Annotated in this window: 13 protein-coding genes and 2 pseudogenes; 13 read left to right on the top strand and 2 right to left on the bottom strand. The window is 64.2% G+C overall.

What is annotated here, in order from left to right; all coding sequences use genetic code 11:
* Positions 1 to 72 precede the first annotated feature (72 nt).
* Genes OYT95_RS43145 through OYT95_RS43125 form a run of 5 tightly spaced genes read left to right on the top strand, consistent with a single transcriptional unit; the run spans position 73 to position 5,262 of the window.
* Positions 73 to 1,338 (top strand): aromatic ring-hydroxylating dioxygenase subunit alpha, encoded by a 1,266-nt coding sequence (locus OYT95_RS43145; protein ID WP_268792612.1) that lies wholly within the window; start codon positions 73 to 75, stop codon positions 1,336 to 1,338.
* Positions 1,335 to 1,805 carry an aromatic-ring-hydroxylating dioxygenase subunit beta gene (locus OYT95_RS43140; RefSeq protein ID WP_109335576.1) on the top strand — a complete coding sequence of 157 codons (471 nt, stop codon included), beginning with the start codon at positions 1,335 to 1,337 and terminating at the stop codon, positions 1,803 to 1,805. The genes OYT95_RS43145 and OYT95_RS43140 overlap by 4 nt, the downstream gene beginning before the upstream one ends.
* Complete coding sequence (locus OYT95_RS43135) at positions 1,802 to 2,818, top strand: PdxA family dehydrogenase (protein ID WP_109335577.1); 1,017 nt, start codon at positions 1,802 to 1,804, stop codon at positions 2,816 to 2,818. The genes OYT95_RS43140 and OYT95_RS43135 overlap by 4 nt, the downstream gene beginning before the upstream one ends.
* Complete coding sequence (locus OYT95_RS43130) at positions 2,815 to 3,825, top strand: 2Fe-2S iron-sulfur cluster-binding protein (RefSeq protein ID WP_268792611.1); 1,011 nt, start codon at positions 2,815 to 2,817, stop codon at positions 3,823 to 3,825. The genes OYT95_RS43135 and OYT95_RS43130 overlap by 4 nt, the downstream gene beginning before the upstream one ends.
* 57 nt (positions 3,826 to 3,882) lie before the next feature.
* Positions 3,883 to 5,262 (top strand): MFS transporter, encoded by a 1,380-nt coding sequence (locus tag OYT95_RS43125; RefSeq protein ID WP_268792610.1) that lies wholly within the window; start codon positions 3,883 to 3,885, stop codon positions 5,260 to 5,262.
* A 782-nt stretch (positions 5,263 to 6,044) separates the two neighbouring features.
* On the opposite strand, the gene OYT95_RS43120 is transcribed toward OYT95_RS43125, so the two are convergent.
* The gene (locus OYT95_RS43120; protein ID WP_007297316.1) at positions 6,045 to 6,248 is read right to left on the bottom strand and encodes a hypothetical protein; all 204 of its coding nucleotides are present in this window, start codon (positions 6,246 to 6,248) and stop codon (positions 6,045 to 6,047) included.
* Between the two features lie 15 nt (positions 6,249 to 6,263).
* Between OYT95_RS43120 and OYT95_RS43115 the strand changes: the two genes are divergently transcribed.
* Positions 6,264 to 6,608, top strand: coding sequence for a pentapeptide repeat-containing protein (locus tag OYT95_RS43115; protein ID WP_328286580.1), 345 nt, complete (start codon positions 6,264 to 6,266; stop codon positions 6,606 to 6,608).
* 98 nt (positions 6,609 to 6,706) lie between these two features.
* On the opposite strand, the pseudogene OYT95_RS43110 reads toward OYT95_RS43115, so the two are convergent.
* Positions 6,707 to 7,858, bottom strand: a pseudogene (locus tag OYT95_RS43110) (IS30 family transposase); the annotation flags it as partial.
* 206 nt (positions 7,859 to 8,064) lie between these two features.
* Between OYT95_RS43110 and OYT95_RS43105 the strand changes: the two are divergent.
* The 7 genes and pseudogenes from OYT95_RS43105 to OYT95_RS43075 all read left to right on the top strand — a co-directional run bounded on the left by OYT95_RS43105 (position 8,065) and on the right by OYT95_RS43075 (position 15,105).
* Complete coding sequence (locus OYT95_RS43105; RefSeq protein WP_268792607.1) at positions 8,065 to 9,705, top strand: flavin-containing monooxygenase; 1,641 nt, start codon at positions 8,065 to 8,067, stop codon at positions 9,703 to 9,705.
* Between the two features lie 37 nt (positions 9,706 to 9,742).
* Positions 9,743 to 10,804: an alpha/beta fold hydrolase gene (locus tag OYT95_RS43100; RefSeq protein ID WP_268792606.1), complete on the top strand. Its 1,062-nt coding sequence runs from the start codon at positions 9,743 to 9,745 to the stop codon at positions 10,802 to 10,804.
* Between the two features lie 116 nt (positions 10,805 to 10,920).
* Entirely contained in the window at positions 10,921 to 11,232 is a 312-nt protein-coding gene (locus tag OYT95_RS43095) for an EthD family reductase (RefSeq protein ID WP_005564687.1), read from the top strand.
* 93 nt (positions 11,233 to 11,325) lie between these two features.
* A pseudogene (locus OYT95_RS43090) lies at positions 11,326 to 12,255 on the top strand (AMP-binding enzyme); the annotation flags it as partial.
* Positions 12,256 to 12,432: 177 nt separating this feature from the next.
* Complete coding sequence (locus OYT95_RS43085; protein WP_230990389.1) at positions 12,433 to 14,166, top strand: sigma-54-dependent Fis family transcriptional regulator; 1,734 nt, start codon at positions 12,433 to 12,435, stop codon at positions 14,164 to 14,166.
* Positions 14,167 to 14,352: 186 nt separating this feature from the next.
* Positions 14,353 to 14,574, top strand: a complete 222-nt coding sequence (locus tag OYT95_RS43080) for a hypothetical protein (protein WP_148228534.1) — start codon at positions 14,353 to 14,355, stop codon at positions 14,572 to 14,574.
* Positions 14,575 to 14,640: 66 nt separating this feature from the next.
* On the top strand, positions 14,641 to 15,105 hold the full coding sequence (locus tag OYT95_RS43075) for a hypothetical protein (protein WP_268792605.1): 465 nt from the start codon (positions 14,641 to 14,643) through the stop codon (positions 15,103 to 15,105).
* The last annotated feature ends 15 nt before the right edge of the window (positions 15,106 to 15,120 follow it).

The raw sequence follows: 15,120 nt of genomic DNA, 5'->3' as shown, positions 1-15,120 counted from the left end.
CGCGGGGCTTGTCAAGTCCCGCCGAGCGAGTTCTCTGATGTCCCGACTGGTTGTCCAGACTGAGGAGAAATTATGGAAAGCAGCGTTGTCGACACGGTCCGCGAGACCCCGGCGGATTGGACCGACGACCTCACCCGGGTGCCGTATCGGGTGTTCCAGGGCGAAGACGTCTACGCGGCCGAGCAGACCAAGTTGTTCCACGGCCCGTACTGGAGCTACCTGTGCCTGGGAGCCGAGGTAGCCGGCCCGGGAGACTACTGCTCCACCTTCGTCGGCGAGACACCGGTGATCGTGGCGCGCGACCGAGACGGTGAGCTCTACGGCTTCGAGAACCGGTGCGCCCATCGCGGCGCCCTGCTGGCGCTGGACGACCGCGGAAACACGAAGGACTTTACGTGCGTCTACCACGCGTGGAGCTACAACCTGCAGGGCGATCTGACCGGAGTAGCATTCCAGGACGGAGTCAAAGGCAAAGGCGGAATGCCTGATTCGTTCTGCATGGAGGACCACGGACCGCGCAAGATGCGCATCGCCGTACTTCACGGCCTGGTCTTCGGGAGTTTCTCCGATGACGTGCCCGACATCGAGGACTATCTCGGCGAAGAGATCACGAGTCGGATCGCCCGTGTCCTCGGTGGACGCACCCCCGAGATCATCGGACGCTTCACACAGATCCTTCCCAATAACTGGAAGCTGTACGTAGAGAACGTCAAGGACTCCTACCACGCCAGCATCCTGCACCTGTTCTTCACGACCTTCGAGCTCAACCGACTGTCACAACGCGGTGGGATCATCGTCGACGAGAGCGGCGGCCACCACGTCAGTTACTCAGCGATCGACCGAGACGCCGAGAAGGACGTCGCGTACTCGGATCAGAACATCCGGTCCGAAAGCGCCTACAAACTGGCCGATCCAACGTTGCTCGAGGGGTTCAGCGAGGTCGGTGACGATACGACGCTGCAGATCCTCTCCGTCTTCCCGGGCTTCGTGCTGCAGCAGATCCAGAACTCCGTGGCTGTGCGCCAGATCCTGCCGACCGGGGTCGAACGAACACGGCTGAACTGGACGTACCTCGGCTTCGAAGAAGACACGCCCGAGCAGCGGGAAGTACGACTCAAGCAGGCCAACCTCGTGGGCCCCGCAGGCTACATCTCGATGGAGGACGGCTGTGTCGGAGGCTTCGTGCAACGCGGAATCGCAGGTGCGGCAAGCCAGTCCGCCGTGCTCGAAATGGGAGGCAGTCTAGCCGAATCCAGCGAAAGCCGTGTCACCGAAGCATCGGTCCGCGGCTTCTGGAAGGCCTACCGGGCCGCCATGAACCGACAGGAAGAGGCATGAGCGTGAACGACTTCCACCGAATCGGCCGCGTGCAGGCCGACTACTCCCGCTGCATCGACGAGGGGCCGCTCGAGCAGTGGCCGGACTTCTTCGTCGAAAACTGCATGTACCGGATCACCACCGCACAGAACTACAGCGAAGGCCTGCCCGCCGGACTGGTGTGGGCCAACACTCGCCGGATGCTGGTCGACCGCGTATCGGCGCTGCGTGAAGCCAACATCTACGAGCAACACACCTACCGTCACATCCTGGGCCAGCCCTCGGTCCTGGAAGAGAACGGTGACGGTATCCATGCCGAGACCAGCTTCCTGGTGGTGCGGGTGATGCGCGACGGCCAATCCGACATCTTCGCCAGCGGGCGGTATGTCGACCGCTATGTCGACGTGGACGATCAGTTGAAGATTGCCGAACGAGTCGTGGTGTGCGACAGCACCAACATCGACACCCTGTTGGCGCTCCCACTATGAGTGGGTCCCCCCCACGGGTCCTGCTCACGATCGGCGATCCGAATGGAATCGGCCCCGAGCTCGCGGTGAAGGCCGTCATGGCAGCGCAGGAGCATCCCGCATTCAATCCGGTCCTGGTGGGCGATCGATTCGTCGTCGAGCCACTCGCCCGCCGGGCAGGCATGACGGTCCGCGAGACAGCCGACGGCTTGGCCACGCCCATGGCCGATGTCGTCGACCTGCTTCCGGTGCACTCGCTGCCCGCCGGGGCCTTCGCACCGGGCCGGGTGACAGCAGAGGCTGGGAAGGCGACGGTGGCGTACCTGGAACGGGCCGTGCGCTGCCTGCAGGGCGGCGGAGCCTGCGGCATCGTCGCATGCCCACACTCGGAAACCGCGGTCAACGCCGCCGGCATCTCCTTCGACGGATATCCGAGCTTGCTGGCCGAACTCGTCGGCGCGCGGCCCGATCAGGTGTTCTTGATGTTGATCGGTGCCGGTTTGCGCATCGTGCACGCAACGTTGCACGAATCGCTGCGGGATGCGCTTCGGCGCCTCACGCCCGAGCTGGTGCACGGGGCGGCACATGCCGCGGTGGAGACGCTACAGGCGCAGGGCATCCCGTCCCCGCGCATCGGCGTCTTCGGCATCAATCCACACGCCGGCGAGGGCGGTTTGTTCGGCGACGAGGACCTGCGGGTGACAGCGCCAGCGGTGGAGCGGCTGCGCGCCGCAGGGATCGACGCCTCGGGACCGGTCGGGGCCGACCTCATGCTGGCAGACCCCGGCTTCGACGCGTTCGTCGCCATGTACCACGATCAGGGCCATATTCCCGTCAAACTCCTCGCCGGGCGCAGCGCAGCCGCGATGACGATCGGCGCCGGAGTGCGGTTCTCCAGTGTCGGCCACGGCGCGGGGTTCGACATTGCCGGCAAGGGAGTAGCCGACCCGGATGCGGTAGTCGGGGCGCTGCGACTCGTCGGCGCCGCCGAAACCCACATGTCGGCACCCGGCACCTTTGGAGCTACCTCATGACCTACACAGTAACTGTCACCGGAACGGACATCAGCTTTCCGTGCGAGCCCGATGAGAGCGTGCTCGACGCGGCGGAACGTTCCGGATACGCGATCCCGTACTCGTGCCGCAAAGGCGTGTGCTCGAGTTGTGAAGGCGCACTCGATGCCGGCCGCCTCGATGTGCGCGGCTGGGGGATGTCGCAAGGCCCTCAGAGTGGAGTGCTGTTCTGCCAGGCCCGGCCGAGCACCGACACCTCGATCACGCCCAAGCGGATCACCAAGCAGGACAGGGTTATACGCAAGACCCTGACCGCAAAGGTCCATCGGATCACCCGTCCGGCGCCCGATGTCACGGTGGTGCAGCTGCGTCTCCCCACCGGGGTGCGTGCGAAGTTCGCTGCCGGGCAGTACCTGAAAGTCTTTCTCGACGACGGTGACAGCCGGAGCTATTCGATGGCGAATCCGCCGCACGAGAACGACGGAGTGCAGCTGCACATTCGTCGGGTGCAGGGTGGACGCTTCTCCGATGAGGTGCTCGGCGGGCTCGAAAGGGGAACCAGACTGAGGATCGAGCTGCCCTACGGCGAGTTCTCACTGAACCCCGACTCGGACAGGCCGGTCATCTTCGTCGCCAGCGGCACCGGCTTCGCCCCGGTCAAATCGATCATCGAGGACCACCTCAAACGTGGTGGAGAACGGTCCGTGCACCTCTACTGGGGCGCACGAGAACAGGGCGACATCTACCTACCCGAGTTGCCCGCGAAGTGGGCCTCGGATCCGGGTCGTGTCTCATTCACTCCCGTCCTGTCACATCCCGCGGAGGACTGGACCGGACGCACCGGGCTCGTTCATCGAGCGGTGCTCGAGGACTACGCAAACCTCAGCGACCACGAGGTCTATGCATGCGGAAGCCCCGCAATGACCTCGGCGGCACGCGAGGATTTTGTCCACGAGGCCGGTTTGGCGCCAGACAATTTCTATTGCGACGCCTTCGTACCGTCGGGCGAGCCCGTTGTCACCGCGTGATCCGCTACCACGACCACATCATCCGGGCAACCGGGCATCAGATATTGTGAGGCAATCATGTCCTTAGCACCATCGCGCGTGACACTGCCGGATTTCATCGATTCGCGGCCAGTGAGTCGATACCAGTACATCGTGATCGCCCTGTGTGGGGTGGTCATGTTCATCGACGGCTTCGACACCCAGAGCATCAGCTACATGGCGCCCCACATCGCCGAGGAGTGGGGCCTGTCGAAACAGGTGCTCGGGCCCATCTTCTCCGCCGCTCTCGCCGGTCTCATGGTCGGCTATCTGGCGCTCTCGCCGCTGTCCGAGCGCTACGGCCACCGCCGGATGATCCTCACGAGCACGGTCATCTTCGCGCTCGGCACGTTGGCGGCGGCCTGGTCACAGAACGTCACCGAACTGATGGCGTTGCGCTTCATCACCGGAATGGGGCTCGGTGCCGCCGCGCCGAGTGCCATCGCACTGACGGGCGAATTCAGCCCCAAGCGTCTTCGAGCAACCTTCGTCCTGGTGATCTATTGCGGCTTCTCCCTCGGATTCGTCGCGGCAGGGCTGGTGTCCGGTTGGCTGATCCCGATCCTCGGCTGGCGGTCGGTACTCGTCGTCGGCGCAGTAGCACCGCTGCTCCTGCTCCCGGCGTTGCTGCGCTACCTGCCGGACTCACTCACCTCAATGATCAACAGAGGCGCGGAGCCCAACAGAATCCAGGCGATCTTCCGCAAAATGGAGCCCGCCCTCGCCGTCGGCCCCGACATCACCTACGAGGCCGAGAAGCGGACCGACGGACAACGCACTGCACTGAGGAGCCTGTTCACCCGTGACCGGGTCTTGGGAACCCTGCTGCTGTGGCTGGTCTTCGTCATCAACCTCGGCGAGTTCTACGCGCTGCAGAGCTGGCTACCGTCGATCATGACGAGCCTGGACTACGACATGGGTACGGTGGTCACCGCCACCACCCTCACCACGGTCGGCGGCATCGCCGCTGCATTCGTCACCGGGCCCTGTATGGACCGACTCGGCGCGTACGTCACCCTCGGAACCGTTTATGTCGTCGGATTCGCATTCGTTGCGCTGACCGGTGTCGCCTTTACGGCGCCGTTGTGGGTCCTATTGACGGCCAATTTTTTTGCGGGGGTCTGCATCAGCGGTGGACAGAAGAGCCTCATCGCGCTGTCCGCGGTGTTCTATCCGACACCGATGCGGTCCACCGGGGTTGGATGGGCGTTGGGTGTTGGCCGCCTCGGCGGCATCGTCGGGCCGATCGCGGTCGGAGCGGCACTCGGCATGGGCTGGTCCGCCAGTGCAGTCTTCTACGCAATGTCAGTCCCCATGCTCGTCGCCGGAGCTGCGGTCTTCCTCCTCGGCCGCTGGGTCCGAAGCGACAATCACCCCGATCGCAAGTCGGCAGAAAGTCATTCGCTCGCCCGCAAGTAGTGTGGATAGGCAACACCGGCCGGGTGATCTCAAGGCCTGCGATCTCCAGCTGGGTCGGCTACCACGACCGCGGTGCACGGGCAACGCGCTGCCACCCCGCCTGGGCGATGTCACCCCCTTCGTGATCTCGCGGCCGTCCAGTCCGAGACCGAGCTCGCCGAACCGTGGGACGGCGGTATCGTGGATACCGAGGTCATTCTGGGCCGAAACACAAAGACCCGGCCTCGGCGTCGAACCTCGGATTTCGCGTTCACCGCCACACCCCAAGGGCGAAGATCTGCAAACTGTTCGGCCGCCCGGTCTGGACGGCACCCGGCGCTGTTCCAGGCCCTCGACGGCCCGAGTTCTGGTGGGTCATCGGAAAAGTACAAGACGTCAACCTTTTGAAAAACGTGGAGTCGGCGGACGAACTCCATGGAATCCGCAATTCGTCAAGTCAAATGAGCACCCAGTTCCGTTCCAAGGACGCCTCGCAGGCCTGAAAATGGGGTCGGGTCGCCTGCCGACGCCGACGTTTTCTTGGGAGTGTAAGCCCGTAAATAAGCCTGGCGCCGGGGCCCGACCTTGGAAGGGTCACGCACTGTTGCTTCGAGCACGCCGGTCAGAATTTCGGATTCCCTCGACCGAGGCCCCCAGGCCGCCCGTGGAGAGCTCCGACGCGACTGGAGGACAAACAAAGTGGAGCCGGAACTGGAAGAGATTCCCGACGATGATCACGAGTTGGTGATCGATCGGGTTGCTGCGATCGATGTGGCCAAGGCGGCGGGCAAGGTGGTGGGACGTCAGCGCCGCCCGATCCCCGTCGCCGGCGCGCACGTGACGGTCGCTTCAGCGCGTCGAGGACGGCGACGTCCTCGATGGTGGAGGGCACGGTATTCCTCGTGGTCGGCGATCTGCCGCATCGTCTTGCGCAGGATCTTGCCCGAGCGGGTCTTGAGCAGCGCCTGCACTACCGTCAGCGACGCGTCCGGGAACCACCGGTACATTCGCCTCCCCCTCGTATGTCGCTTGCCAGGGTGATGGGACCACCTCGTTGCCACGAGCATTGGACCATCCGTAGGTATCATCGAGCATCGCCTTCTGAACTGCCAATGGGACTGCCCCGGCTCTGGTTGACTCCCGCGCAACCACCGAAGCCAGATCCACAAGAGCAAAAAGCGCGCATTGCAATATTGAGTGCGATCCGGAAGCGCCCTCGGGGAGACCAAAATCGCTGGGCGGGTTACCGATTCGACTTGTCATCTGCAGACCTGCCATCTGCAGACCTGTCCGGCGCGGACCTGCTCAAGGCAACTTTGACCCACGCGGACCTGACTGACGTGTTTTACACCGACGAAACGGTATAGCCAGCCGGTTTCACTCCTCCACCGAGCCGCGTAGCACCGACCGAACGTTGGGGCGATCGGTTCCCGGTAGCGGAACGGCGGATTCTGGCGGTCATCGACAACAGCAGTCGTTCCATCTCTTCGATGGGTGTGCGAAATTCTAACCGTTTCCGGGGACGCTCATTGAGTTGCCGCGAGACCCACTCCAGGTCCGCTTTCGAGTGCACACTCAGGTCCGAACCTTTGGGGAAATACTGACGGAGAATGCCGTTCGTATTCTCGTTGGACCCGAGCTGCCAGGGTGCGTGTGGATCACAGAAGTAGATGTCGATCCCGGTGGCCGCGCTGACGCTCTTCCAGTCCCGCATCTCCGATCCCTGGTCCCACGTCAAGGTCCGGCGCAGGCTCGTGGGCAGCGTCTCGAGCTGTTCGGTCAACGCGGGCGCGGTCTGCTCGGGCTTGTATCCGTCGGGCAGATGAACGAGCATGACGGTGCCGGTCGAACGTTCGACGAGTGTGCCGATCGCGCTCAGATTCCGTTTGCCGACAATGAGGTCACCCTCCCAATGACCCGGTATTGCACGGTTTTTCACGTCTTTGGGGCGGTCCGCGATGTTGGCCATGTCGGGGATCCGGTTCTTGCGCTGGCCGGCCTTCCGACTGGGTCGGCGCAGCCCACGTCCGGTCCGCAGCGATCGGGTGAGGGTGTGTTCGAGTCCGCCGCGGGAGGGTTGGTAGAGCGATTGGTAGATGGTCTCGGTGCTCACCCGCATCTGTGGATCGTCGGGGAAATCGAGTCGGAGGCGGCCCGCGATCTGCTCGGGTGAATGGCGCTCGGTCAGGGATTTCTCCACCGTCTCACGTAGCGACGGATTGGTGGCGAGCTTGGACGGTTTGGGCCGCGAGGCCCGATGGTAGGCGGCTGCGTGAGCCGATCTGGCTCGGTACCGCCCGGACGGCTCACGGTTGCGGGCGATCTCGCGTGAGATCGTCGAGGGACTCCGGTTCAGGGTTTTCGCGATGTCACGAAGCGTGTGACCTGCGGCGATGCCGATGGCGATCTCTTCCCGTTCCGCGAACGTCAAACATCGGCCCTTGAGGTTGCGGCCACGCCGGGGACGCACCCCACCGCATGCCGCAAGCCACCGAGCACCCTGTTTGCGATGCGTGCCGGCCGCCTCGGCCGCGTCCGTGATGAACTCACCCGCAGCCATCCCCGCCCAGAACGTCTGAAAGATCTCCGGAACCATCCGATGAGAATATTTCGCCATGTGCAACACCCTTTGATCAGTGGTGTTGCGATCACCGCACGAACCCAAGGAACGCCTACCGGCACCGTCCCGGAAAGGGGCGTTCACCGGCATAGGCAGTAGCTTCCGAACACGGGCCTACCGAACTGTCCGAAGCTGGGACAGCTGGCGGTGGCGGTTGTCACAAAAATGACTTCTCAGTGACCTGAACCACAGAAAGGTATGAGATGTCGACTACGGCTTCTGCGCCCACGGAAACTTCGGCAACGGAATCGCTCGAACTGGATGCGCTGATCATCGGCGCGGGGGTTGCCGGTCTGTACCAGCTGCACCAGCTCCGCGAACAGGGTCTGCGAGTGCGGGCCTACGACACCGCCGGCGACGTCGGCGGCACGTGGTACTGGAACCGCTATCCCGGTGCGCGCTTCGATTCCGAGGCGTACATCTACCAGTACCTGTTCTCGGAAGAGCTGTACAAGAACTGGAGTTGGAGCCAGCGTTTCCCCGGCCAACCGGAGATCGAGCGCTGGATGCATTACGTCGCAGACACCCTCGACCTTCGCCGCGACATCCAACTGTCCACCATGATCACCAGTGCGCACTACGACGAGCGGGCCGACAAGTGGATCGTGCGGACCGATCGCGGCGAGACGATCACCACCCGGTTCCTGGTCACCTGCAGCGGAATGCTCTCGGCTCCGATGTCGTACGTGTTCGAGGGCCAGGAAGAATTCAGCGGGCCGATCTTCCACACCTCCCGCTGGCCGAAAGAGGGCGCCGATCTCGACGGCAAACGTGTCGCCGTCATCGGCGTCGGTGCCACCGGCATCCAGGTGATCCAGACCGTGGCCGACAAGGTCGAACATCTGAAGGTCTTCATCCGCACACCTCAGTACGCCCTCCCGATGAAGAACCCCACCTTCGACGAGTCGGACGTGGCGGCGTACAAGAGCCGGTTCGCTGAGCTGAAAGAAACATTGCCGAATACGTTCAGCGGCTTCGAGTACGACTTCGAGCACGTGTGGGCGGATCTGACACCGGAGCAGCGCAACGATGCACTCGAGGAGATCTACGAGAACGGCTCGTTGAAGCTGTGGCTCGCCTCGTTCGGTGAGATGTTCTACGACGAGGAGATCAGCGAAGAGATCTCGGAGTTCGTTCGACGCAAGATGCGCGCACGGCTTCAGGATCCCCACCTGTGCGACCTGCTCATCCCCACCGACTACGGCTTCGGAACACATCGTGTGCCGTTGGAAACGAACTACCTCGAGACCTATCACCGGCCGAACGTCGAGGCCATCGGAGTCCGCGACAACCCGATCACCCGGATCGTGCCCCAGGGCTTGGTCCTGGCCGACGGAACGCTGCACGAGGTCGACGTCATCGTCATGGCCACGGGCTTCGACGCCGGCACCGGATCTTTGACGCGGATCGACATCCGCGGGCGCGGCGGCCGGGCACTGAAGGACGACTGGAATCGCGACATCCGCACGACCATGGGCTTGATGGTGCACGGCTACCCCAACATGCTCACGACCGGTGCCCCTCTGGCGCCTTCCGCGGCACTGTGCAATATGACCACCTGCCTGCAGCAACAGACCGAGTGGATCGCCGAATGCATCCGGTACATGCGGGCGCACGACCACACCGTCATCGAGCCGACGCTTGCCGGTGAAGACGAGTGGGTCGCCCATCACGACGAGACCGCGAACGCCACGCTGGTCTCGAAAACCGACTCTTGGTACAACGGCGCCAACGTCCCCGGCAAGCCTCGGCGAGTGTTGTCCTACATCGGCGGAGTCGGCACCTATCGGGAGAAGACCCTCGCCGCAGCGGCCGCCGGGTACAAGGGTTTTCAACTGAGCTGATCCGACATCCACTTCATCGGCCCAAAGGAGGACGACAATGATCGAGAACCCGTACTACACAAACGAATTTCATGGCGATTACGAACTGATCGGCATCGGACAGCTCGACTTGGAGGAAGGCGGTTCCATCCCCGACTGCCAGCTGGCGGTGGCAACCTTCGGCGTATTGAACGAGGCCAAGGACAACGCGATCCTCATCCCGACGTGGTATTCGGGTACACACCAGATCTGGCGGGATGTCTACATCGGCCCCGACCACGCGCTCAACCCGGAGGAATACTTCATCGTCTGCATCGACCAGATCGGCAGCGGGCTGTCGGTCTCCCCACATAATGCCGCCGGCGCCAACGCCGGTATTGCGATGTCGAAGTTCCCGCACGTCCGCATCGGCGACAACGTGGTCGCGCAGGAGCGACTGCTGCGTGAGCACTTCGGCATCGAACGCCTCGCCCTGGTGACCGGCGGGTCGATGGGCGCCCAGCAGACCTACGAGTGGGCGGTGCGCTTCCCCGACAAGGTGCTGCGCGCCGCGCCGATTGCGGGCACAGCACAGAACACGCCGGGCGACTTCCTCATCGCCGAGGCGATGCGCGAAGCGATCCAGTCGAGTCCGGGCTGGAACGGCGGGGAATACACCTCCAACGAACAGGTCGTCGACGGGCTCATCCGGCAGGCCCACATCTGGGCCATCGTCGGATTCTCCACCGAGTTCTGGAAGCATGAGGTGTGGCGGGCGATGGAGTTCGACTCCAAGGAGGCGTTCCTGAGCGGATTCCTCGAGCCCTACTTCACTGCGATGGACCCCAACGCGCTCCTCACGCAGTCGTGGGCGTGGCAGCGCGGTGACGTCGCCCGCCATACCGGCGGTGACCTGGCGGCAGCACTCGGCCGCATCACCGCCAAGACCTTCGTCATGCCCATCGACGAGGATCAACTGTTCCCGGTCCGGGACTGTGTCCCGGAGCAAGAATTGATCAAGAACAGCGAACTGCGGGTCGTCGAGGACACCCTTGGTCACTTGGGTCTGTTCGGTGTTTCACCGACCTACATGCCCCAGATCGACCGGCACCTCGGGGACCTCCTCGACATCGAGGTCTGAAGCCGGGCCGGGCGCGGCGTCGAGCTTGATCGACACAGCCAGCTCATCCGCCGCGAACCACCCGGTCGCCCGAGTCCAATAATCCTGCTGTCTGACAACCCTTTCGGAGAAAATCGATGCATCATCTGATCGTCTGTTACGGCCACCCGGACGAACCCGCGTCCTTCGACCAGTACTACAGCACCACCCATCGCCCACTGGCCGACAAGATCCCCGGTGTTCGCACCTGGCACGCCGGCAAGGTCAGCGCCCTCGACCAGTCGCAGGCGCCCTACCACCTCGTTGCCGTCTTGAGCTTCGACTCCCGGCAGGCACTCGACGACGGACTCGCCTCACCCGAAGGGCAGGCCGCCGCCGCCGACATCGGAAACTTCGCCACCGGCGGAGCCACCCTGTTCGTCACCGACGACTTCATCCCCTCCGCCTGACCTGAGGCCGCGCACATCCCGGACCGTGAACGCCCCGCGGTCCGGGATGCGCCGTTCGGTGGCTCCGCCAACCACCCGTCACACGCAATGTCCGCTCTCTGGCGGGTCATTTCCGAATACGGAGCGAAAGCCCTGTTCACCGCCCCTACCGCGCTGCGCGCGGTCAGAAAGGTGGATCCCGAGGCGGCCGAGGTGGCGCACTACGATCTGTCGAAGTTCCGGTCGTTGTTCCTGGCCGGTGAGCGGCTGGACCCGGAGACCTACCGGTGGGCGCAGGCCAAGTTGGGTGTACCGGTGGTCGACCACTGGTGGCAGACCGAGACCGGATGGCCGATCGCGGCGAACCTGCGCGGGTTGGAACCGATGCCGATCAAGGCCGGTTCGCCGTCGGTGCCGGTGCCCGGGTACGACGTGCGGATTCTGGACGAGGACGGCAGCGAGATGGGGCCCGGTCAGGAAGGCGCGGTCTGCCTGAAGCTGCCGATGCCGCCGGGCACCTTGCCCACCCTGTGGGGCGCCGACGAACGGTATGTCGCGTCCTACCTGACGCGGTTCCCTGGCTACTACCTCACCGGTGACGGCGGATACCTCGATGAGGACGGCTACCTGTTCGTGATGGGACGTACCGACGACGTGATCAACGTCGCTGGGCACCGGCTCTCCCCTGGGTTGATGAAGGCGGTGCTGGCGGCGCACCCGGCGGTGGCCGAGTGCGCGGTGATCGGCGTGGCCGACCGGTTGAAGGGTCAACTGCCGCGCGGGTTCGTGGTGCTCAAAGATGGAATCGACATCGATCACGACACGCTGCAGGGCGAGTTGATCGCCGCGATGCGTCGAGACATCGGCGCCGTGGCAGCCTTCCGGCAGGTGACCATCGTGGAGGCACTGCCGAAAACGCGGTCGGGCAAGATCCTCCGCAAGTCGATGCGGGCCATCGCCGACGGCCACGACGAGCCGGTCCCCTCCACCATCGAGGACCCTGCGGTGCTCGACGCGCTGAGACCGGCGCTCCGCGGCGAATAGCTCGGCGCTGCGAATCCGCAGTGCCGGCATCCGCCCGGACGGTCGGTCGCGGGTCGACGCAGGTTTCCGATGTCCTATTCTGGGACACTCAGGGAAAGTGACCTGCGACACAGTAGTGGGGTGCGTCGGAGACACCAGGACGGAGATTTGATGGACAGCGACCCTAGGCGGCGGCGAGTGACTACCGATCGTCGCCCCGCTTCATCCCTGTCCGCAACGGACGAGGTCTCCAGCTTCATCGCCCAGTCGTGGCAGCGATCTCGTCAGGCGGGCGTGGTGCCGGACGGTTCGAGCCCTCCTCGTCTCCAGTTCGTCGAAGACCTCGACCTGCGTCGCCGGCTGGTGCAATGCGCCTCACCGATCCTCGATCGCCTGCACGACGACCTGTCCGGAATGTCACTCAGCGTCGCGCTGACCGACGAGCATGCCCAAGTCATGTTGCGGCGCGACAATGATCCTGTCCTTGCCGCCAAGCTCGACAGCGTCTATTTCGCGCCAGGGTTCAACTACTCCGAGGAACTCATCGGCACCAATGGCGTCGGCACCGCCCTCGAGACCGGCATGGCCGTCTACGTCGACGGCCGCGAGCACTTTCACGAGGCAATCCACGATTTCACCTGCGCCGGCGCGCCCATCCACAACCCGATCCTCGGACGTGTCGAAGGATTGATCGATATCAGCGGTCTCGCCCGAGAGGCGAACCCGCTGATGCGTCAACTCGCGCTCGGGGCTGCACGGGACGTCGAGTCGGCACTGCGTTCGACAGGATCGGCGAAACAACAGCTCGTGCTGGGAGAGTTCCTCGCAGCCTGTCGACGTCGACAGGTCGCGGTGTACTCACTGAGCTGCGGCGTCTTCATGTCGAACACCATCGGTTCTCGCCTGCTCGATCCGATCGACGAGGCGTTCCTCCGCGAGGAAGCACATTCGCTGCTCGGCCCCTCGCGGATCACCCAGCTCGCCCTTCACCTCCCCTCGGGCGGCACCATCACGGTCAAGCGCAACATCATCGAGGACGGTGCCGAGGTCGCGGGAGTGATCCTCGAAGTCGAACGGCCTCCGCACCCCAGGTCCTCGACCACGCACCACCGCAGCCTTCCTGCGCTGCCCGGATCGACCGGATCCTCACCGCAATGGACCCGGTGCAGCAGGGAGCTGATCTCCCTGGCATCCACCGACGCCAACACGATCCTGCGGGGAGAAGGTGGAAGCGGCAGGCTCACCCTTGCGCGCGGGGCACATCTGTACAAGAACCCCCAAGCACCGATTGCCGTCGTGGACTGTAACCCCACGGAATCCGTCGAGGAACGCCTGAGAAGCGCGCTGGATTCCGCCGCCACCACCGTCGTTCTCCGCGATATCGACCTGCTCGACGCACGCCTGGACCAGGCCGTCTCCGATGTGGTGTCCGCCGATCAGCGCAGCTATCCGGCACGGTGGATCGTTGCCACCTCGTCCACCGACGGAGATCGGCTCCTGCACTCCGCCCTTGCTCGCAACTTCACCACGACAATCGATGTCCCCGCGTTGCGACACCATCCCGGCGACGTACCGGCAATCATTCGAATGTGCTTGGGGCAGCTCGCACCTCACCGCGACGCCGACATCCCCGACGACGTGTTACGGGTGCTGAAGAAATACCACTGGCCGGGCAACATCACCGAACTCGTGGACACGCTCAAGCACGCTCTGCGCGCCAAGCCGGCGGGGGTGATCACCGCAGTCGACCTGCCACCCGCACTCAGTTCGGCGCCTCGGCGAACGATGACGGCGATGGAGAGCGCCGAACGCGATGCCATCGTGGTGGCGCTCCGCGAATGCGGCGGCAACCGCGTGGCAGCCGCGAAATCACTGGGGATCGCCCGGTCGTCGCTCTATCGAAAGATCGACACCTTCGGCATTCACCTGTGACCTCCTCGGCGCAGGCTCATCGGTCCAGACATCCGGTGTCTCGACGCCGGAAGTCGACGATCACGACCGAGGGTGTCGTGAATCTTCATAAACCTGTCCCGCTGGTTCTAGTTTCGCCGCACCGCCGGGCAGAGAGTGTGACAGCAGCGCTCAGCAGATCGCAGACCGCGACGGCAGGGCAGTACCGTGGATCACCTGATCCCGGGTGGGCAATGCGCCCCGCGGAATGGAGAAGACGATGACAGCACGAGACGACGAATACCGGCTCCCGAACTGGCGGACGACGAAGCCGCAGGCGAGAGGGTGCAGCGGTGGGAGCAGATGCTGTCCACGACCCACCTGCCGTGGTCGGTGACCGTTCCCGACGACACCTCGCGGCCGTTCGACGCCTACGTTCGGCGCTGGTGAATCGATGATCTGGCGCTCGTCGATTGTGAATGCGATCCCTGCTCGGGCACTCGGCAGCGCCGTCAGGTGGCAGACACCGACGGGGAGTTCTTCGTCGTTCTGATCAACCGGGCCGGCCGGGAAACCGTCACCCAGGATGACATCACCGTCAATGTCGGACCAGGCGATGCCGTGGCCTGGGACAGCACCAAGGCCGCCCGATTCGTGTGGGAAAAATTGTCCAAACGGAGTTTGATCATTCCCCGGGCCGCGCTCGATGAGGTAGGCGGCAAGGCGTGGGCGCATCCCGGGGTCACGCTGCGCGGAGACTCGCCGGCAAGCCAGCTGCTCACCAGCTACCTCGACACCCTCGCCAGCAGCCTGCCCCGGTTGAGCCAGTCCGCCGTCGCCGCGGCCCGCAACGCCACTCTCGAACTGCTGATCGGCGCCGTCCGTCCAGACACCGTCGACACCCCTCCCCGGGCAGCGGCCCGGCTCTGCGCGACGCCATCGACCGGTTCATCGAACAGAATCTGCTCGACGAGCACCTGAATCCCGGTGCGATCG

It is taken from the genome of Rhodococcus sp. JS3073 (assembly GCF_026810085.1).
GTDB lineage: Bacteria > Actinomycetota > Actinomycetes > Mycobacteriales > Mycobacteriaceae > Rhodococcus_F > Rhodococcus_F wratislaviensis.
The sequence above is the reverse complement of the archived record's forward strand: the minus strand, read 5'-3'. Positions and strand labels throughout refer to the sequence as shown.